This is a genomic window from Nocardiopsis codii, assembly GCF_036327455.1.
In the GTDB taxonomy this organism is placed as follows: domain Bacteria; phylum Actinomycetota; class Actinomycetes; order Streptosporangiales; family Streptosporangiaceae; genus Nocardiopsis; species Nocardiopsis codii.
The window spans coordinates 91,349-109,355 of record NZ_JAUZMY010000007.1 but is presented as its reverse complement, the minus strand read 5'-3'; the positions used below and the strand labels follow the sequence as shown (position 1 = coordinate 109,355).

The window sequence follows — 18,007 nt, the reverse complement described above, 5'->3', positions numbered from 1 at the left end:
CTGTGGCCGACACGGCAGGTGTGAAGAGGACGGGGCGCCGGCTGGAGCACCCGCAGGCGGGGGAGATCCGCGTGGACGCGGTCCTGCACGCCCTGGCGGACCCGATACGGCTGCGCATCGTGCGCGAGCTGTCCGACGGCCATGACGACATGGCCTGCATCGCCTTCGCGCTCCCGGTGAGCAAGTCCACGTCCACACACCACTTCCGTGTGCTGCGTGAGGCCGGGATCATCCGCCAGTACTACGAGGGCACGTCACGGATGAGCCGTCTGCGCACCGAGGACCTGGAGGTGCGGATGCCGGGTCTGCTCGGGGCGGTTCTCAACGCCGCCCGTATCGCCGAGGGGGACGACACGGCCGCCGGGACGGAACCGGTCCCCGCGGTCGGGGGCCGCTGAGGGGTCTGCCGGGCGGCGCCGCGCCGCACGGAGCACCTTCGAGGCCGATGGCCGAGAGTCGGGGGGACCGGACCCCTGCGGTCCTCCGCGACGCGGCGCGGTGCGCACCACCGGCGTCCTCCGCGCGGTGCGGGCCGCCCGCACCGGGGCCGCGGCGCCGGCCTGTGCGTCCGCTCGACTGCCCGGAGAAACGCAGGAGCCGCGTGGGGCGGCGGTCCCGCCCCACGCGGCTCCTTGGTCCGAAGCGCTCACCTCACCGGACGGCGCCCGACTCCGCGGCGACCAGGCGGTCGGCCAGTTCGGTCAGCCGCAGGCCGGCGACCCGGGGCAGGAGCACGCCGTCGAGCCGGTCGACGCGTTCGCGCCAGGACGCCGGGACGGAGCGCTCTCCGCCGACCGCTCCGCACAGGGCGCCGACCATCGCGGGCATGCTGTCGGCCTGGCGGGGCAGGAGCGCCGCCGCCTGGAGCCCCGCCGCGAGGTCCCCGTCGACCAGACGGGTGATCGCGAACGCCGCAGGCAGCGTCTCGGGGGCCACGCCCCCGTGGCTGTACCGCGACCGTCCGAACGCGTCCACCAGGTCGGGCACCGCCGTGAAGGCGTCCGTGGCGCCCGAGGCCAGCGCGTCGGCGCGGGCCAGCCCGCGTCCGAGCCAGCTGTCCGCGGGCACGGTCCGGCGGGCGCCCTCCAGCGCGATCGCCAGCGGGGCGCCCGCGGCCAGCGACGCCACGGCGTGGGCCATGGCGCGGGCCGCCCACAGCCCGTCCCTGGCATGGGTGATGCTCGCGTAGTCCCCCGCGAGGCGGGTCGCGGCCTCCGTGTCCCCCGAGTGGAACAGGCCGATCACCACGGCCGCCGGGACCGCGGCGTCGTCCCAGTGCACGGGGTTGTCGGTGCCGGTGGTCGGGGGGACCTCTCCCCGCAGCGCGTGGACGACCGCGCCGCGCTCGGCGACGCCGCACCACACGCCCTCGGTGTCCGCGTAGTGGGCCCGCCACCGCGCGAACAGCGACGCGGTGTCGTGGCCCTCCGCCTCCAGCAGCACCAGGGCAGCCGTCGCCGCGGTCTCGGCGTCGTCGGTGCCGGACAGCGGGCTGCCCTCGTCACCGGTCAGGGCGAACGGCAGGAGCGGGCGCGAGACGCGCTGGCGGTCGAGTTCGGCGTTCTTCTGCCACAGGATGTCCCGCCCCCAACCGGAGCGGACCCGTCGGTGGAACTGGGCGGGCAGCCCCAGGGCGTCGCCCATGGCGAGCCCGAGCAGGGCGCCGCGCGCGGTCTCAGAGCGCAAGGTCCACCTCCTGGTGGCGGTGCCCCGCGGCGTGCAGGGCGTCGGCGAGTTCGATGAGGTTCGTTCCGGCGGTGACCGTGACGCAGCGCCCGGAGACGCTCGTCACCTGCTCCCGCCAGGCCGGGGGGATGACCGCGGCGCCGTGCAGCGCGCCCGCCATCGCCCCGGCCATCGCGGCGATGGTGTCGGAGTCGCGCCCGATGTTGACCCCGGCGAGCACGGTGGGGACGAACTCGCCGCGGGCGGCGGCGAAGAGGCCGAAGGCCAGGGCCACCGCCTCGGGGGCCGTGTCGGGCCACGGGTAGTGGAACAGCGGGATCTGCGCGTACAGCTCCCGCTCGGCCGCGTCGGTGTCGGGTGCGTCCCCGGCGATCGCCAGGGCCCGCCGCGTGAGGCGCCCGGTCCAGGAGTCCGCGGGCATGGCCGCGAGCCCGGCGGCCACGACCTCGTCGGGCCCCTCGGCCACCAGGGCGCGCGCCACGGCGGCGGCGACGGCCTGTGCGCCGTGGATGCCGTCGGCGTCATGGCTGACGACGGCGTCCTCGTACGCCAGCCGGGCCGCCTCGTCCGGGTCGCCCGCGCAGAGGATCCCGACGGGTGCGATGCGCATGGCCGCGCCGTCGCTCCACGACTCGTAGCTGTCGCTGCCGCTGACCGGGGGTCGCAGGCCGGCGCGCAGGTTGGCGATGGCCACCATCTCGCTGAAGCCGGCGCCGTGGAAGCCCTCGGTCTGGGCGAGGAGTGCTGTCCGCCACACCTCGGCGACGCGGTCGCCGGTGAGGTCGTGTCCGTGCGCGAGCAGCCCCTGCGCGCACAGGACGGCGTACTCGGTGTCGTCGGTGCCGGCGGCGTCCTCCTCGAGGAAGTCCACCACACGTCCGTGGGCTGCACGGATGGCATCGGGGGTCATGCCTTCGGTGGGTGCCCCCAGGGCGTCGCCGACCGCCAGGCCCACCAGGGCCCCACGGCACCGATCACGAGTCACCATCGGCATCCTCTCACTTCGTTTTGGGCACAGCCGTTCGACACGATCTGCCGTGTACCGCCTGCTGAATGGGGGTGGGGGAGACTCGTCTTGACACTGCGCACCGCTCTTGGCCACTATGAACCCTACCCTTTTGCAATACGTTTTGCATACGAGGTGAATCGAGAGAGATGACCAAGGAGAACAGGGCCGGCATCGCCGACGTCGCGGCGCGTGCGGGTGTGAGCATCACAACCGTCTCCCATGTGCTGAGCGGGCGCCGTCCCGTCAGCGACAGGACCAAGGCGAAGGTGCTCGAGGTCGTCCGGGAGCTGGGCTACCGCCCCGATCCCTCGGCGCGCGGTCTGCGAACGGGGCGCAGCGAGGCCGTGGCGCTGGTGGTCTCCGACGTCACCAACCCCTTCTACCCGCAGATGGCGGCCGGGCTCCAGGACGTGCTCCAGCCCAAGGGCTTCCTCATCTCGATGTGCAGCGTCCGGGAAACCCCCGAGGACCTCGACGCCGCTCTGCGCCACCTGCTCGACCGCAAGGTCGACGGGGTCGTCCTGGCCTCGTTGACCGCCCAGGAGCGCCACTACGCGGCGATCACCGACGCCGGAGCCTCCCTGGTGCGCCTGAGCGGGGAACTCGACCCCCGCTTCGGCGACATCGTGCGGGCGGACGACACCGGCGGCATGGCGGACGCGGTCACCCACGTGCTCGAACGGGGGCACCGCAGGATCGGCTTCGTCAACGGGGACCCGGACACCGCACCGGGGCGGCTCCGGCTGGCGGGCTACGAACGGGCTCTGCGCGAGTTCGGACTCGGGATCGACGAGTCCCTCGTCGTCTCCGGGCCCTTCACCCGGGCCGGAGGGGTGGAGGGGGCGCACGCCCTGCTCGCTCTCGACCCGGCCCCCGGGGCCCTGGTCTGCGCCAACGATCTCATCGCGGTCGGCGCCCTGGACGCCGTCCGCGAGCGCGGCCTGACCGTCCCCCGGGACGTGGCCGTCACCGGATTCGACGACATCGAGGCGGCCACCCTCCTGTCACCCCAGCTCACCACCGTCCACAACCCGGCACGGGAGATCGGGCGCACCTGCGCCCGGCTGATCCTCGACCGCCTCTCCGGGGACCCCGCCCAGGGGGCACGCGAGGTCGTTCTCCCCCAGAAACTCATCGTCCGCGATTCAACCTGACCACCGTGCACGATCCAAAGGATCCCCTGTGACCTACCACCTTCCCCGCCGCGACGCCTTCAGACTCACCGGAGGGGCCCTCGCGGGCGCCTGGCTCCTGACCGGGTGCGGCAGCTCCGGCGGAGGCAGCTCCGCCATCGACTACTGGGGCGCCTTCCCGACTCCCGAGACCGAGGAGTTCTTCCGCACGCACTTCATCGACACGTTCAATGAGTCGTCGGAGCGCCAGGTCAAGATGACCACCAAGCAGCTCACCAACCTGGCGTCGCAGACCGACACCGCCGTCTCCTCGGGCAACGCGCCGGACATCATCTACTCGCCCGGCCCGACGACCACGATCGGCTACGCCCAGGGCAACCGCACCATCCCGCTCGACGACTACGCCGACCAGTACGGCTGGAACGACCGCCTCCTCCCCTGGGCCCAGCAGCTCAGCCGTGTGGAGGACTCCATGCAGTCCGTCCCCACCTCCTACGGCTCGCTCGTGATGTACTACAACCGCGCCGTGTTCGAGGAGAACGGCTGGACCCCGCCCACGACCAAGGCGGAGTTCGAGGCCCTGTGCGAGGACGCCGACTCCAAGGGGATCATCCCCGTCGGCGCCGGCAACAGCGGCTACCCGGCGCAGAGCGAGTGGTACCTCAGCTGCGTGCTCAACGCCGCCGTGGGCCCCCAGAACCTCTACGAGATCCTCACCGGCGACCGGGACTGGAACGACGACGCCGTCGTCGACGCCCTGGAGACGATGAAGTCCCAGATCGACAAGGGCTGGTGGGGCGGCGGCGCCGAGCGCTACTTCACCAACACCGACCCCGACATGTGCACCGGCATCGCCAACGGCGACGTCGCCATGTACATGAGCGGCACGTGGAGCTTCAGCTCCATGGGCACGTTCTTCACCGACTCGGGCAACGACCCGCAGGACTGGGACTGGGCGCCCCTGCCGTCCCTGGCCGAGGGCGTCGACCCGGGCGTGTACCCCATGGCGATCGGTACCGCGCTGTCCATCAGCTCCGACAGCAAGGACCCCGACACCGCCGCCGCCTTCCTGGACCACCTGGTCGGCGACACCACCCGCTCCCTGGGCTACCTGGCGGAGCAGGGCGAGAACCCGCCGCCGGTCGCCTACACCGCCGAGGACTTCCCCGAGGGCATCGACCCGCGCGCCCAGCGCCTGTACGAGGAGATCCCCGCCTCGGACAACCTGGGTTACGCCAGCTGGACGTTCCTGCCCCCGCAGACCAACACCGCGCTGTACACCGAGTTCGACGCCGTCATCACCGGTGACATCACCCCGTCGGCGTTCACGGACTTCCTCAAGATCAGCTTCGAGCAGGAGCTGGGCGCCGGCGGCCTGCCCACCCCGTTCACTCCGCAGTAGAGAGAAACCGGAAACCCGACCCGATGTCCGTCGTTGCCACGGGACCGGGCGGGGCGGCTCGGCCGCCCCGCCCCCCGGCCCGCCGGCGAGGCCCCAACCGCAGGCTCACGGGCCTGCTGTTCCTCGCCCCGCTCCTCATCGTCAACGTCCTCGTCATCGCCGGCCCGGCGATGATGTCGGTCGCGTACTCGTTCACCGACTGGGACGGGATCAACACCCCGGACTTCGTCGGTACGGCGAACTACGAGGCCCTGGCCGGTGACGCGGCCTTCCACCGTGCCCTCGGCCACAACCTGGTGTGGACGCTGTTCTTCCTCACGGTGCCCATGGGCATGGGCCTGCTGGGCGCCTACCTGCTCAGCCGGGTGCGGCGCGGGCAGACCCTGTTCCGCATCGCGTTCTTCATCCCCTACGTGGTTGCCACGGTCGTCTCGGCGGCCGTGTGGCGCCAGATCCTCAGCCCCGACGCGGGCCTCGGCCCCGCCCTCGCCTCCTTCGGCGTGCCCTGGGCGGGCGACGTCAACGCGCTCGGCGACCCGGACCTGGCCCTGGGCGCGATCGCGATGATCAACAACTGGCAGTGGTGGGGCTTCCTGGTGATGCTCTTCCTCACCGCCATGCAGTCGGTCAACCCCTCGCTGTACGAGGCGGCCCGGCTGGACGGGGCGGGGAGGTTCCGGGAGTTCTGGCACATCACCCTGCCCGGGATCCGGCCGACCCTGGTGTTCCTGTTCCTGATGACCATCATCTGGTCGTTCCTGGTGTTCGACTTCGTCTACATCCTCACCCAGGGCGGTCCGGCGGGTTCCACGGACATGCTCAGCACGCTGCTGTACCGCACGGCGTTCAGCGAGTCCCGGGCCGGCGTCGCCTCCGCCGTCGGCGTCGTCATGGCGATCATCAGCGCCATCACCATCGCGGGCTACCTCATCCTGCGCCGCCGACTCCGATGGGAGGTGTGACCTCGATGCCGGCACGACCGACACGGGCGAGACGCGCCGCGCGTCTCATGGACCGGAGCCGCCCCCTCACCTACCTGCTGCTGGTGATCCTGGCCGCGTACGCGCTGGGTCCCATCGTCGTCATGGTCTTCAGCGCGCTGAAGACACCGGCGGAGCTCAGCACCAACCCGATGGGCCTGCCCGCCGACGCCGCCTGGGACAACTTCGTCACCGCGTGGCAGAACGCGAACATGTCCACCGGCCTGGTCAACAGCGCGATCATCGTGTCCTGCACGGCGGTCGGGGTGTGCCTGATCGCCGGGTCCGCCGCCTACGCCATGGTGCGCCTGGACGTCCCCGCGCCGGGGGCGATCACGATGTACCTGCTCGTGGTGACGTCCCTGCCGATCCAGCTGTTCCTCGTCCCGCTGCTGTCGTGGTGGACGCGGCTGGGCCTGTACGACACCCAGTTCGGCCTCATCGTCATCTACTGGGCGATCTACAGCCCCTTCGCGACCCTGCTCCTGCGGTCCTACCTCATCGCGATCCCACCGGACTACGAGGCCGCGGCCCGCATGGACGGAGCGGGGGAGCTCACCGTGTTCGTGCGGATCGTGATGCCGCTCATCTGGCCGGGACTGCTCACGGCCGGTCTGGTCGCCGGGCTCCAGGCGTACAACGAGTTCCTCCTGGCGGTGACGTTCCTCCAGGACGCCGAGGCGCTGCCCGTCTCGATCGCCCTGTACTCCTTCCAGCAGGGGTTCACCGTGAACCACGCCCTGGTGGCCGCGGCGGGACTCATCATGCTGCTGCCCATGCTCGCGGTCTTCCTCGTCATGCAGCGCCGGTTCGTCTCGGGCTACGCGTCCACAGGCATGGCCAACTGACGGCCGGCCCCGCGAGGGGCCGGCGGGGCGCGGGGCCGGGGGAGGAACCCGGTCCCGCGCAGCCCCCTCCGGGGGGCAGAGGGACGGACGCCCTCCCGGCCCGGCCGGATCCGCGCACGCGGAACCGGCCGGGCCGTCGCGTTCAGGAGAGGAAGACCTTGTCGACGACGGCCGCGCTGCCGGCGACGACGATTCCCGCGAGGGAGACGGGCGGCAGGAGGCGTGCGAGGCGGGCCGTGGCCCGGAGCTCCCCGCGGTACCCGAAGGTCCCCGACAGGTTGCCCCCGACCAGCCCGATCGTGTTGGAGGTGTCCGCGACCGGCGGCGGGTAGCCGAACAGGAGCAGGACCGGGAACGTCACGAGGGTTCCCGGGCCCACGACGACGTTGATCAGCCCCGCCAGGGACCCCGCCCCGGCGACGGCCGCCCACTCGACCAGACGAACCCCGCCCCTCCGCGCGCCGGCGCCCCGCGGTCGCGGACCCGCGCACCGCGCAGCGCCGTCATGGCACCGGCCGCCGGTCGCCCGCCGGTCGCGGGGCGCGGAAAGAGGCCCCCGCGGCACTGCCCTGTCGCATGACCGCGAGAGGGTCGGGGAGGCAGTCCTCCCCACCCCCTACGGAGACCTCGATGATGGGTACCTCGCACGCCGCGACAGGCGTGCTCGCGGGCGGCGCGGTCGCCGTGCTCTGCGGCGCCGACGTGCTCGTGACGCTGATGTGCGCGGCGGTCGGGGCCGGAGCCGCGCTCCTCCCCGACCTGGACGAGCCGGGCTCCACGGTCGGGCGCTCCCTGGGGCGGGTCACGGAGCTGGCCGCGACCGGCCTGCGCGACCTGTCCAGGCGCGTCTACCGGGGCACGGCCACCCCGAGGGAACTGGCGGATCCCCGGGACGGCGGACACCGGTTCCTGACCCACACCGTCCCGGCGTGCCTGGTGTTCGGGCTGGTGGCGCTGGGGATCGCCCTGGTGCCGGCGGGGGCGGCCCTGGTGGTGTTCGCGATGTCCGCGCTGGGGCTGGGGACCGTGGCCGGCTCCTGGAGGTCGTGGGGCACGGCCCGGCGGCGCAGGCGTGCTGCGCTGGTGGTCGCCGGCGTCTTCGGGGCCTGCACGCTGCTCGTCCAGGACTTCGGCCCCGCCGCGTGGCTCATCGCCCTCGTGGTGTTCGCGGGGGCGCTCACGCACGTGCTGGGGGACTGGCTGACCCGCTCGGGCGTGCCGCTGGCGTGGCCGTTCACGGTGCGCGGCAAGCGGTGGTGGATGCTGCGCTCACCGGTGGCCTTCCACACCGGGAGGAGCCGGGTGGAGGTCGGGATCCGGGTCGGGGCGCTCATCGGCTTCCCCGTGGTGCTGCTGATGGGAGCGCCCCTGCCTCCGGTGGTCTGAGGGCCGCCGGTGGTGAGAAGGCCGGTGGGCCCGCGGAACGGGGGCCGGCGCCCCGGCGGGGTCAGGCCCGGGGGCCGGTCGCGGGGTACCCCAGGAGACCGGAGATCTCCTCGGCGGCCTCGCGCAGGACCGGGACCAGCGCGCGCATGCGCTCCATGGGCATGTAGGGGCGGGTGGCGGAGATACTGACCGCCGCCACCCCCGAGGAGCTCCCGTCCCGGATGGGGGCCGCCACGCAGCGGATGCCCGGCTCGTTCTCCTCCAGGTCCATCGTGGCGCCCAGCCTGCGGTACCGGCGCATCGCCTCCAGGAACCGGTCCAGGGACCGCTCCTCGCCCGCGCCGCCGTCCCGGCGGTCGGCGGCGAAGAGCCGCTCCCAGGCGTCCTCCTGCTCGTCCAGGATCAGGGACTTGCCGATACCGGTGGTGGTCAGGGGCATCCGGTAGCCGATCCGCGAACGCGTCTCCGCACCGCGCAGGCTGGCGATCTTGTCCAGATACAGCACCTCGTCGTGGTCGCGGATGGCCAGGTGCACGGTGTCCTGGAACCTCCCTGAGAGGCGCTCCAGCACCGGGCGCGCCACCAGGGGCACCGGGTTCTGCTGGAGGGCGAGGAAGCCGTACTCGATCAGCGCGGGGCCCAGCAGGTAGGTGCTCTCGGCCCCCCGGCGCAGGTACCCCTCCTGGACGAGCAGCTGCAGCAGCCGGTGCGTGGTGCTGCGGCTGATCCCCGTCCTCTCGCACACGGCCCGCAGGTCGGTCGCCCCCCGTGCCACGGCGGCGACGACGTCGAGCCCCCGCCGCAGGGTCTGCGTACCGGGCGGTGTGCTGCTCTGGCTGTGCATGTGAGCCAGGCTAGACAACGCCGACGCCCGGACGGGCCGCGGCGGGCGGGCCCCACGTGTCCCGGCCGGGCGCCCGCCGGCGGCTCCACCGCGCCTCGCGTCCCGGGACGCGGTCGGACGGGGCGGGGCCGCCGGGGCCGGGCGGACCGTGTACGGGACCGCGCTACCGGGCGAACCTCAGCGTCACGATCTGGAACGGCCGGAGCCCGAACACCACCGAGCCGTGCCCGACGCCGTCCGCCGCGGCCCGCACGTCGAGTTCGGGCGAGCCCTCGTACTCCTCCTCCAGCAGGTTCACCGCCCGGACCCCGGTGACCGGGAAGCCCGTCGCCACCGTCGCCCGCGCCCGCCCGCCCCGCGCCTCGTACAGCCGCACGACGACGTCGCCCGACCGGTCGTCGGCGAGCTTGACCGACTCCACCACCACACCCGGGTCGTCGACCCGCACGAGCGGTTCGACGGCGCCGCCGCCGGGCGCCTCCCGCACGGGCAGGTTGATCCGGTAGCCCTCGCGCACCGCGTCCTCCACCGACGCACCCGGGGCCAGCGCGTAGCGGAAGCGGTGCTCGCCCTGGTCCGTCTCCGGGTCGGGGAACCGCGGAGCGCGCAGGAGCGACAGGCGCACGGTGGTCGTGGTGCCCCCGTCCCGGCGCACCGCGCGTGTCACGTCGTGGCCGTAGGTGGAGTCGTTCAGGAGCGCCACACCGTAGCCGGGCTCCGCGACGTGCACCCACCGGTGCGCGCAGATCTCGAACTTCGCCGCCTCCCACGAGGTGTTCGAGTGCGTGGGACGCTTCACGTGGCCGAACTGGATCTCCGACGAGGACTCGTCCGCCCGGACGTCGACCGGGAAGGCCGCCTTGAGGAACCTCTCCCGCTCGTGCCAGTCCACGACCGTCTCCACGTCCAGGCGCCGTGCGCCGGGGCTCAGCGACAGGACCTGGACGACCGAGGACGCGCCGAAGGAGCGCGTCACGCGCAGCGCCGCGGCGCCCCCGGCGGGAGAGGCCGGGACGTCGATCGCGTCGACGTCGGTGAGGTCGACGACGGTGTTGCGGTAGAACGCGTCGACGTCCCACGCGTCCCACTGGTTCGGCAGGTCAGGGTGCACCTGGAGCAGGTTGCCCGGCGCCCCCGGAGCGAGCACCTCGCGCTCCGCGACCCGGTCCAGGACCGAGGTGACGAGCCCCCGGCCGTCCACGCGCACGGTCAGCAGCCCGTTGTCCAGGGTGTGGCCGCCGTCCGAGGCGCTGACGGTGGCCGCGACCGCGCCGGGCGCCCCCGTACGGGCGGCGGGGACCGCCCCGAGCGCGGGGACCCCGTCCCGCTCGTGCGGGGCGGCGTTGAAGACCAGGGTGCCGCCGGCCCCCGTCCCGTCGGCGCCCCCGCCGTCCGCGAGGGCCTCCTGGGCCGCCGCGATGATCCCGTCGAGCTCGACGGCCGCCTCCGCGTAGGACTCGGCGGCCTCGCGGTGGACCCACCCGATCGAACTGCCGGGGAGGATGTCGTGGAACTGGTTCAGCAGGACCGTCCTCCAGACCCGTTCCAGCTCCTCGTACGGGTAGGGGGAGCCGGTGCGCACGGCAGCGGTCGCGGCCCACAGTTCGGCCTCGCGCAGCAGGTGCTCGGACCGGCGGTTGCCCTGCTTGGTGGCCGCCTGGCTCGTGTAGGTGCCGCGGTGGAACTCCAGGTACAGCTCGCCCAGCCAGACCGGGGCGTCGGGGTACTCCGCCTGCGCCTTGGCGAAGAACTCCGCGGGGTGTTCGACGTCCACCCGGGGAGACCCCTCCAGGTCGCCCAGCCGGTCGGCACGCGCCAGCATCTCCCGGGTGGGGCCCCCGCCGCCGTCGCCGTGCCCGAAGGGCACCAGGGACCGCGAAGCGCCCCCCTTGTCCCGGAAGTTGGCGGAGGCGTGCGCCAGCTCCGAGCCGGTGAGCTCGGAGTTGTAGGTGTCCACGGGAGGGAAGTGGGTGAAGACCCGGGTGCCGTCGATGCCCTCCCACCAGAACGTGTGGTGGGGGAACGTGTTGGTCTGGCTCCAGGAGATCTTCTGCGTGAGGAACCACCGGGAGCCCGAGAGCCGCACGAGCTGGGGGAGCGCCGCGGAGTAGCCGAACGAGTCCGGCAGCCACACCTCCTGGGTGTCGACGCCCAGCTCGTCGCGGAAGAACCGCTTGCCGAAGCTGAACTGCCGGGCCAGCGCCTCGGAGCCGGGCATGTTCGTGTCGGACTCCACCCACATGCCGCCGACCGGCACGAACTGTCCTGCCCGGGACGCGCGCAGGACCCGGGCGAAGACGTCCGGCTGGTGCTCCTTGAGCCACGCCCACTGCTGCGCCTGGGACATCGCGAAGACGAACCCCGGGTGGTCCTCGGTGAGCGCGACGACGTTGGCGCTGGTGCGGGCGACCTTGCGCACGGTCTCCCTCAGGGGCCACAGCCAGGCGGAGTCGATGTGGGCGTGGCCCACGGCCGACACCCGGTGGGCGCTCGCGGCCGCGGGGGAGCGCAGGGCCGGGGCCAGCACCTCCCGCGCGCGGTCGGCCGTGCCCGGGACGTCCTGGAGGTCGAGGGCGTCGAGGGTCCGTTCCAGGGCACGCAGGAACTCCCAGCGGCGCGGGTCACCGGTGTCGAGGGCGCGCATGACCCCGCCCGCCACGTCGAGGTCCATGGCCAGCTCCCACACGGACGTCTCGAAGACCGCCAGGTCCGCGCGGAGCAGCCGGTACAGGGGCTCGTCCGCCGGCCCCGGACCCCCGCCCAGCTCCGTGGGCCGGAACGGCGGGTTTCCGAGGATGACGGGGTTGGCGGCGGCCTCCACGTAGAACTCCACGGGCTGCCCGCCCTCGGCCGGGGCGCCGACCGGGATCCAGGCGTTGCGCGGGTTGAGGCCCTTGACGACAGTGCCGTCGGGGAGGTGGACGAGCCCCTCGGACTGGAAACCCGGCATGCGGTTGTCGAAGCCGAGGTCGACGACGGCCTCCACCGTCCGCCCCGCCCACTCCGCGGGCACGCGCCCCCGGAGCCGGAACCACGTCGTCCCCCAGGCGGGGCCCCAGGCGTCGCCGGTCCGGGCGGGCGCGTACTCCGCGGCGATCCCCTCCGCCGCGGGGACCGGCTCCCCGGGGACGTCCCACCGTGCGACCTCCAGGGGGGCCGACAGGGTGTAGATCGCGGGCCACACGCGTTCCCCCAGGACCCGTTGCAGCCGGGCCTCGGTCAGCCGCCGGTCATCGTGCACGATGGTTCTCCGTTCGGTCGTCCCCTGACAGGTGCTCGGTACGTTGCCACCGCCGCGGAGGCTTCGTCAACGCTCCGGACGCGGTGGCGTGACGCGTCCCGGACCTGTCGGCGCACGGGCTCGGCGGCGGGTGAGGCGGCCCGGCGGGGAGCGGCCGGGGCGCCCGGCGTTCCGTGACACCCCGCGACCGTGCGCCTCCGCGCACGGGGCCGCCGTGGCACCATGTGGGTGCTCCGGCGGGGCCGTACGGTCCTGCCCGCCGACGGGGCGGTGGCGCACGCGACCGGGTCGCACCCGGACGCCGCGGGTGCCACGCGTGCCGGAGCTCCGACCGTTCGCGGCCGGCGGGAACGCCCGCAGGCCGCGGACACGCCCAGAGGGAGATGGCCGTGGAAGGCGAATACGAACCGAGCCCGTCCGCGTGGGTCCGCGAACAGGTCGCCCTGTACGAGCGCACCGGAGGCGCGGAGGGCAACACCCTGATGGACACCGGCCTGCCGGTCGTGATCGTGACGATGCGCGGGAGGAAGACCGGGAAGATCCGCAAGATCGCCCTCATGCGCGTGGAGCACGAGGGGCGCTACGCGCTCGTGGGCTCCCAGGGCGGGGCCCCGGAGGACCCCAAGTGGGTGCACAACCTCCGCGAGAACCCCGACGCCGTCACCCTCCAGGACGGTCCCGCCCCCTTCGCGGCCCGCGTGCGCGAGGTCGGGGGCGCGGAGCGCGAGGAGTGGTGGGAGCGGGCCGTCGCGGCCTACCCCGCCTACGCCGACTACCAGCGCAAGACCGACCGGGTCATCCCGGTCTTCGTGGTCGGCCGCGCGGACTGACGGCCGGGCCGACGGTGTGAGGGACCGCCGCCGCGCCCGGCCGGGGCGCGGCGGCGGCCTTTTCCGTCCCGAGTCGCGGGGGAGCGTCCCGCTCCCGGTTGACAGGGTGAACTGGGTCACGGTATTTTCCGGAAACGTTTCCAGGAGATGTCCGGTGTATTTCATGGCGGCCTTGGAAACGTTTCCACGTTTCTTCGGAGCACAGTGTGACTGGAGCCGCGATGTCGTCATCACGCGCCACCCTCATCCAGGTGGCGGAACGGGCAGGGGTCTCGCTCGCATCGACCTCCCGCGCCCTGCACGGGAGCGGTGCCAGCGTGGCGATGGTCGAGCGCGTACGCGCCGCGGCGGCCGAACTCGGCTACAGCCCGGACGTGACCGGCCGGTCGCTGAGGCTGAGGCGGACCTTCCAGATCGCCTTCGCCGTCGCGGACATCGGCAACCCCGTCTACGTCGAGATGATGACCGCCATCCACGAGGTCCTGGCCCCGCACGGGTACCGCGTCGTCGTCATGACCACGGGCGACACCACGGCGTCGACCACGGAGCTCGTGCGCAGCCTGGGCAGCGGGTTCGTCGACGGAATGATCGTCAGCCCGCTGCGCACCGACGAGGGCCTGGTGCACGCCATCCGCCGTGCGCCGGTACCCGTGGTGGTCATCGGGCGCCCCCTCGGAGCGCACGGCATCGACTCGGTGTCCACGGACTCCGCCGGCGGGGTGGGCCAGGCCGTCCGGCACCTCCTGGAGGTCGGCCGCCGCAGGATCGGCTTCCTCAACGGCCCCCTCGACACGACCCCCGGCGAGGCGCGCAAGCGCGGGTTCGACGACGCCGTCTCCGCCCCCGGGTTCGCGGCGGAGCGCGTGGACGTCGCCCTCGCCGAGGACTTCACGGTCGCCGCGGGCATGGCCGCCGCGCACCGGCTCCTCGCCGCGGTCCCCGACGGCGGCAGGCAACTGGACGCGGTCGTGGCCGCGAACGACCTCCTCGCCATCGGCGCCATCCGCGCCGCCCGCGAACGCGGCCTGTCCGTCCCCGAGGACGTCGCGGTGACGGGCATGGACGACACCGAGCTGGGCCGCGTCTTCCAGCCCAGCCTCACCAGCGTGTCGCTCGGCTCGGCCGAGCGCGGACGCGCCGCGGCCGGCATCGTCCTGCGCCTGGTCGACGGGGACGCCGACCGGACGCAGGAGACCTCGGTCGGACCCCGCCTCGTCGTCCGGGAGTCCACGACCGTGCTGCCGCGGCCGCGCTCCGGCGCCGTCCACGGAGGCGCCGTATGACGGCGCCCTCCTCCGCGCGGGGCGCGGCGCCGCCCCGCCGCGGGCGGGGGGCCCGGCCGCAGCCCGGCGGGATGGGCCGCGCGCGGCGCCGCGAGGCGATCGCGCTGGTCATGCCCTCCCTGTTGCCCATCCTCGTGCTCAGCGTGGCGCCGCTGCTCATGGGTGTCGCGCTGGCGTTCACCGACGCGCGCCTCGTGCGCAGCCCCGACTACGCGTTCGTCGGCGCCGACAACTTCGTACGGCTCCTCGACAACGGCTACTTCTGGGAGTCGTTCCGCATCGGCATGGTCTGGGCCGTCTCGGTGACGGTGCTCCAGCTCGTGGCCGCGATGGGCCTGGCGCTCCTGCTGGACTCCGGCCTCCGGCTCCAGGGCCTCACGCGCGTCCTGGCCCTCATCCCGTGGGCGATGCCGCCGGTCGTCGTGGCGATCATGTGGCAGATGATCTACTCGCCCAACGCCGGGCCGCTCAACGCCTCCCTCGGCGCCCTCGGCCTGCCCGACGACGTCAACTGGCTCGCCGACTTCTCGACCGCGCTGCCCGCCGTCATCGTCGTCGGCGTCTGGGTGGGCATGCCGCAGACCACCGTGACCCTCCTGGCCGGACTGCAGCAGATCCCGTCCGAGCTCCACGAGGCCGCGGCCATGGACGGCGCGGGCGCGTGGCGCAGGTTCACCAGCGTGACCCTGCCGAGCCTGCGCCCGATCGTCGCCTCGATCACGTCGCTGAACTTCATCTGGAACTTCAACTCGTTCTCGCTGGTGTACGTCCTCACGGAGGGCGGTCCGGGCGGTCGCACGATGCTGCCGATGCTGTTCACGTACCTGGAGGCGTTCAAGAACCGCAACATCGGCTACGCCGCGGCCATGGGCATGGTGCTCGTCATCGTCGTCGTGCTCCTCCTGGCGTTCTACCTGCGCGCCCAGTTCCGCGACGACCGCGAAGGCAAGGTGGGCTGACCCGTGCGCTCCCTCGTTCGTCCCGCCCAGTACGCCGCCCTCGCGTTCTACATCCTCTTCCTCGGCTTCCCGCTGCTGTGGCTGGTCTCGGCCTCGGTCAAGTCGTCGGGCGAGCTCAACTCGCTCACCGTGAGCCTGCTGCCGCGGGAATGGCACTGGGACAACTACGCCCAGGCCCTGGCCCGCCAGGGCCTGGTCCGGTCCGCGTGGAACAGCGTGTTCGTCGCCCTCGTGTCGACGGGGCTCGTCGTCCTCATCGCGCTGCCCGCGTCCTACGTGCTCGCACGGCTCAAGGGGCGGGTCCGCGCGGCGGGCGTCGGCTGGATCCTCGTGAGCCAGGTGTTCCCCGTCATCCTCGTCATCCTGCCGCTCTTCCTCATCCTGCGGACCATCGGGCTCACCGACAGCCTCGTCGGCCTGACGCTCGTCCACACCACGTACACGCTGCCGTTCGCCCTGTGGATGCTCCAGGGCTACGTGTCCGGCATCCCCGTGGATTTGGAGGAGGCGGGGTCGATGGACGGCGCGAACCGCCTCACCGTGCTGCGCCTGATCATCCTGCCGCTCCTCGCCCCGGGCGTCGTCGCCACGGCCATGTTCAGCTTCGTCTCGTCGTGGAACGAGTTCTTCTTCGCCCTCGTGCTGCTCCAGTCGCCCGAGAACTACACCCTGCCCATCACCCTCAAGATGTTCATCGGCGGCGAGGGCAAGGTGGCGCTCGGGCCGCTGGCCGCGGGTTCGGTGCTCGCCGCCATCCCGAGCATCGTCTTCTTCTCGATCATGCAGAGGAAGCTCACCGGCGGGCTCATGGCCGGCGCGGTGAAGGGATGACCCGCACGACCGGCGCCCACCGGCACCCCCTGACGAAAGGTAGACCCATGCAGACACGCGTCGTCCCCGTCGCCGCAGGCCTCACCACCATCGCGCTGCTCCTCACCGCCTGCGGCTCCGGGGAGGAGGAGGGCGGCCCCGTCACCCTGGAGTTCCAGTCCCTCTCGGACCAGCCCGCCGCCATCGAGGCGACGGAGGAGATCGTCGCGGCGTGGAACGAGGCCAACCCCGACACGCAGGTCGAGATCGTCCCCGCGGGCTGGGACGGCATCTACGACAAGCTCATCACGCAGTTCAACGGCGGCGCGGCGCCCGACATCATCCACTACGAGGCCGCGGGCATCGTCCCCTTCGCCGTCGACGGGTACCTCGCCGACCTCTCGGACCACATGTCCGAGGCCGCGCGCAGCGACATCCCCTCCGGCGTCCTCGACTCGGTCACGGTCGACGGCCAGGTCATCGCGTACCCGACCGAGATGCAGTCCTACGTGGTGTTCGCGAACCGCGGTTCGCTGGAGTCCGCCGGCGTCGACATCCCCACCGGCGAGACCATGACCTGGGAGGAACTGCGCGAAATCGCGCTCGCCACGACCACCGCGGACTCCTACGGGCTCGGGTGGGGGCTGTCGAGCCCCACGGCCGTGTTCATGGCCATGGCCCCGGCCTTCGGGGGCAGCTACTTCGAGGGCTCCGGCTCCGACGCCTCCCTCACGATCGGCGAGGGAGAGATGGCGCTGCCCGAGCTGGTCGACGCCATGGCCCACGAGGACGAGTCGATCCTTCCGGTCACGCTCACGCAGTCGGGTTCGGAGGCGCTTCCGTCGTTCTACTCCGGCGACGTCGCCATGACGGTCCAGGGCTCGTTCCAGGCGACCAACATCGCCGCCGACGCACCCGAGGACCTTGACTGGGTGGTCCTCCCGCCGCTGGAGGGGCCCGCCGGCCCGTGGCAGACGGCGAACCCGCAGACGCTCTCGGTCAACATCGACTCCGAGCACGTCGAGGAGTCCGTCGAGTTCCTGGAGTACTTCTCCTCCACCGAGAACCTCGCCGTGCTCAACGAGGCCGACTCGCTCATCCCGGCGACGGTGTCCGCGAGGGAGATCATGGGGTCGTCCCTGGAGGAGGAGAACGGCTGGGACACCGTCCTGGCCTCGGGCGAGTACCTGGAGTCCTCCCCGTACCTCTTCGTCGACGCCTACGCGCAGTGGAAGGACACGGTCGCGACCCCGGCCTACCAGCGCTTCCTCGCCCAGGAGATCGACGCGGACGGCCTCGCGGCGGAGCTGGAGGAGGGCTGGGAGGAGATCACCCGCTAGGACGGGTCCCGTGCCTCCTGCCGGGCCCGGTCCACCGGGGTTCCTCCCGCCGCGCCCGCGCGTCCGCCGGGCACGACCGGAACGAACGCCGCACACCGCCTCGCGGGAGATCGCCCGGGCGGGCCCGCCGGCACGGAAGCCCGTCGAGGAACACCCCCGGGCCGGACCGGCCCGGGGCGCCGCACCGCGGCCCGGGTCCGCGAGTCCCGGACGCCGTCCGGCGCGGACGAGGTGCCGGGCCCGCGACCGCGGGCCC

At 73.0% G+C, this 18,007-nt stretch carries 16 protein-coding genes; 11 read left to right on the top strand and 5 right to left on the bottom strand.

The window, feature by feature from the left end; all coding sequences use genetic code 11:
* The first annotated feature begins 2 nt into the window (after positions 1 to 2).
* Complete coding sequence (locus Q8791_RS09290) at positions 3 to 398, top strand: ArsR/SmtB family transcription factor (protein WP_330091210.1); 396 nt, start codon at positions 3 to 5, stop codon at positions 396 to 398.
* A gap of 253 nt (positions 399 to 651) precedes the next feature.
* Here the strand turns inward: Q8791_RS09290 and Q8791_RS09285 are convergent, their stop codons facing one another.
* Together Q8791_RS09285 and Q8791_RS09280 are read right to left on the bottom strand one after the other, a co-directional pair.
* Positions 652 to 1,686: an ADP-ribosylglycohydrolase family protein gene (locus Q8791_RS09285; RefSeq protein WP_330091209.1), complete on the bottom strand. Its 1,035-nt coding sequence runs from the start codon at positions 1,684 to 1,686 to the stop codon at positions 652 to 654.
* Positions 1,676 to 2,674, bottom strand: a complete 999-nt coding sequence (locus tag Q8791_RS09280) for an ADP-ribosylglycohydrolase family protein (protein ID WP_330091208.1) — start codon at positions 2,672 to 2,674, stop codon at positions 1,676 to 1,678. The genes Q8791_RS09285 and Q8791_RS09280 overlap by 11 nt, the downstream gene beginning before the upstream one ends.
* A gap of 167 nt (positions 2,675 to 2,841) precedes the next feature.
* Between Q8791_RS09280 and Q8791_RS09275 the strand changes: the two genes are divergently transcribed.
* From Q8791_RS09275 to Q8791_RS09260, 4 genes are read left to right on the top strand one after another with little or no spacing between them, the layout of a single operon-like run.
* Entirely contained in the window at positions 2,842 to 3,849 is a 1,008-nt protein-coding gene (locus tag Q8791_RS09275) for a LacI family DNA-binding transcriptional regulator (RefSeq protein WP_330091207.1), read from the top strand.
* A gap of 28 nt (positions 3,850 to 3,877) precedes the next feature.
* Positions 3,878 to 5,230 (top strand): ABC transporter substrate-binding protein, encoded by a 1,353-nt coding sequence (locus Q8791_RS09270; RefSeq protein ID WP_330091206.1) that lies wholly within the window; start codon positions 3,878 to 3,880, stop codon positions 5,228 to 5,230.
* Positions 5,231 to 5,253: 23 nt separating this feature from the next.
* On the top strand, positions 5,254 to 6,192 hold the full coding sequence (locus tag Q8791_RS09265; RefSeq protein ID WP_330091205.1) for a carbohydrate ABC transporter permease: 939 nt from the start codon (positions 5,254 to 5,256) through the stop codon (positions 6,190 to 6,192).
* A gap of 5 nt (positions 6,193 to 6,197) precedes the next feature.
* Positions 6,198 to 7,058: a carbohydrate ABC transporter permease gene (locus Q8791_RS09260; protein WP_330091204.1), complete on the top strand. Its 861-nt coding sequence runs from the start codon at positions 6,198 to 6,200 to the stop codon at positions 7,056 to 7,058.
* A 142-nt stretch (positions 7,059 to 7,200) separates the two neighbouring features.
* Here the strand turns inward: Q8791_RS09260 and Q8791_RS09255 are convergent, their stop codons facing one another.
* Positions 7,201 to 7,623 carry a TSUP family transporter gene (locus Q8791_RS09255; protein WP_330091203.1) on the bottom strand — a complete coding sequence of 141 codons (423 nt, stop codon included), beginning with the start codon at positions 7,621 to 7,623 and terminating at the stop codon, positions 7,201 to 7,203.
* A 65-nt stretch (positions 7,624 to 7,688) separates the two neighbouring features.
* On the opposite strand from Q8791_RS09255, the gene Q8791_RS09250 reads away from it, so the two are divergent.
* The gene (locus tag Q8791_RS09250) at positions 7,689 to 8,444 is read left to right on the top strand and encodes a metal-dependent hydrolase (protein WP_330091202.1); all 756 of its coding nucleotides are present in this window, start codon (positions 7,689 to 7,691) and stop codon (positions 8,442 to 8,444) included.
* Positions 8,445 to 8,505: 61 nt separating this feature from the next.
* Here the strand turns inward: Q8791_RS09250 and Q8791_RS09245 are convergent, their stop codons facing one another.
* Both Q8791_RS09245 and Q8791_RS09240 read right to left on the bottom strand, forming a co-directional pair.
* On the bottom strand, positions 8,506 to 9,288 hold the full coding sequence (locus tag Q8791_RS09245; protein ID WP_330091201.1) for an IclR family transcriptional regulator: 783 nt from the start codon (positions 9,286 to 9,288) through the stop codon (positions 8,506 to 8,508).
* A 163-nt stretch (positions 9,289 to 9,451) separates the two neighbouring features.
* Positions 9,452 to 12,529: an alpha-mannosidase gene (locus tag Q8791_RS09240; RefSeq protein WP_330091200.1), complete on the bottom strand. Its 3,078-nt coding sequence runs from the start codon at positions 12,527 to 12,529 to the stop codon at positions 9,452 to 9,454.
* 383 nt (positions 12,530 to 12,912) lie between these two features.
* On the opposite strand from Q8791_RS09240, the gene Q8791_RS09235 reads away from it, so the two are divergent.
* From Q8791_RS09235 to Q8791_RS09215, 5 genes are all read left to right on the top strand, one after another.
* Positions 12,913 to 13,359, top strand: a complete 447-nt coding sequence (locus tag Q8791_RS09235; RefSeq protein ID WP_330091199.1) for a nitroreductase family deazaflavin-dependent oxidoreductase — start codon at positions 12,913 to 12,915, stop codon at positions 13,357 to 13,359.
* A 221-nt stretch (positions 13,360 to 13,580) separates the two neighbouring features.
* A complete protein-coding gene (locus Q8791_RS09230) occupies positions 13,581 to 14,642 on the top strand; it encodes a LacI family DNA-binding transcriptional regulator (protein ID WP_330091198.1) in 1,062 nt (353 codons plus the stop codon).
* Positions 14,639 to 15,601, top strand: coding sequence for a carbohydrate ABC transporter permease (locus tag Q8791_RS09225; protein WP_330091197.1), 963 nt, complete (start codon positions 14,639 to 14,641; stop codon positions 15,599 to 15,601). Before Q8791_RS09230 ends, Q8791_RS09225 begins: the two co-directional genes overlap by 4 nt.
* A gap of 3 nt (positions 15,602 to 15,604) precedes the next feature.
* Positions 15,605 to 16,432, top strand: coding sequence for a carbohydrate ABC transporter permease (locus Q8791_RS09220; protein WP_330091196.1), 828 nt, complete (start codon positions 15,605 to 15,607; stop codon positions 16,430 to 16,432).
* Between the two features lie 47 nt (positions 16,433 to 16,479).
* Positions 16,480 to 17,751: an ABC transporter substrate-binding protein gene (locus Q8791_RS09215; protein ID WP_330091195.1), complete on the top strand. Its 1,272-nt coding sequence runs from the start codon at positions 16,480 to 16,482 to the stop codon at positions 17,749 to 17,751.
* Positions 17,752 to 18,007 lie beyond the last annotated feature (256 nt).

Excerpts from the sequence above, each read along its gene's own strand:
- Q8791_RS09260 (WP_330091204.1), top strand. The coding sequence starts at position 6,198 with ATGCCGGCACGACCGACACGGGCGAGACGCGCCGCGCGTCTCATGGAC.
- Q8791_RS09215 (WP_330091195.1), top strand. The coding sequence starts at position 16,480 with ATGCAGACACGCGTCGTCCCCGTCGCCGCAGGCCTCACCACCATCGCG.
- Q8791_RS09235 (WP_330091199.1), top strand. The coding sequence starts at position 12,913 with ATGGCCGTGGAAGGCGAATACGAACCGAGCCCGTCCGCGTGGGTCCGC.
- Q8791_RS09225 (WP_330091197.1), top strand. The coding sequence starts at position 14,639 with ATGACGGCGCCCTCCTCCGCGCGGGGCGCGGCGCCGCCCCGCCGCGGG.
- Q8791_RS09265 (WP_330091205.1), top strand. The coding sequence starts at position 5,254 with ATGTCCGTCGTTGCCACGGGACCGGGCGGGGCGGCTCGGCCGCCCCGC.
- Q8791_RS09280 (WP_330091208.1), bottom strand. The coding sequence starts at position 2,674 with ATGGTGACTCGTGATCGGTGCCGTGGGGCCCTGGTGGGCCTGGCGGTC.
- Q8791_RS09230 (WP_330091198.1), top strand. The coding sequence starts at position 13,581 with ATGTCGTCATCACGCGCCACCCTCATCCAGGTGGCGGAACGGGCAGGG.
- Q8791_RS09250 (WP_330091202.1), top strand. The coding sequence starts at position 7,689 with ATGATGGGTACCTCGCACGCCGCGACAGGCGTGCTCGCGGGCGGCGCG.
- Q8791_RS09245 (WP_330091201.1), bottom strand. The coding sequence starts at position 9,288 with ATGCACAGCCAGAGCAGCACACCGCCCGGTACGCAGACCCTGCGGCGG.
- Q8791_RS09275 (WP_330091207.1), top strand. The coding sequence starts at position 2,842 with ATGACCAAGGAGAACAGGGCCGGCATCGCCGACGTCGCGGCGCGTGCG.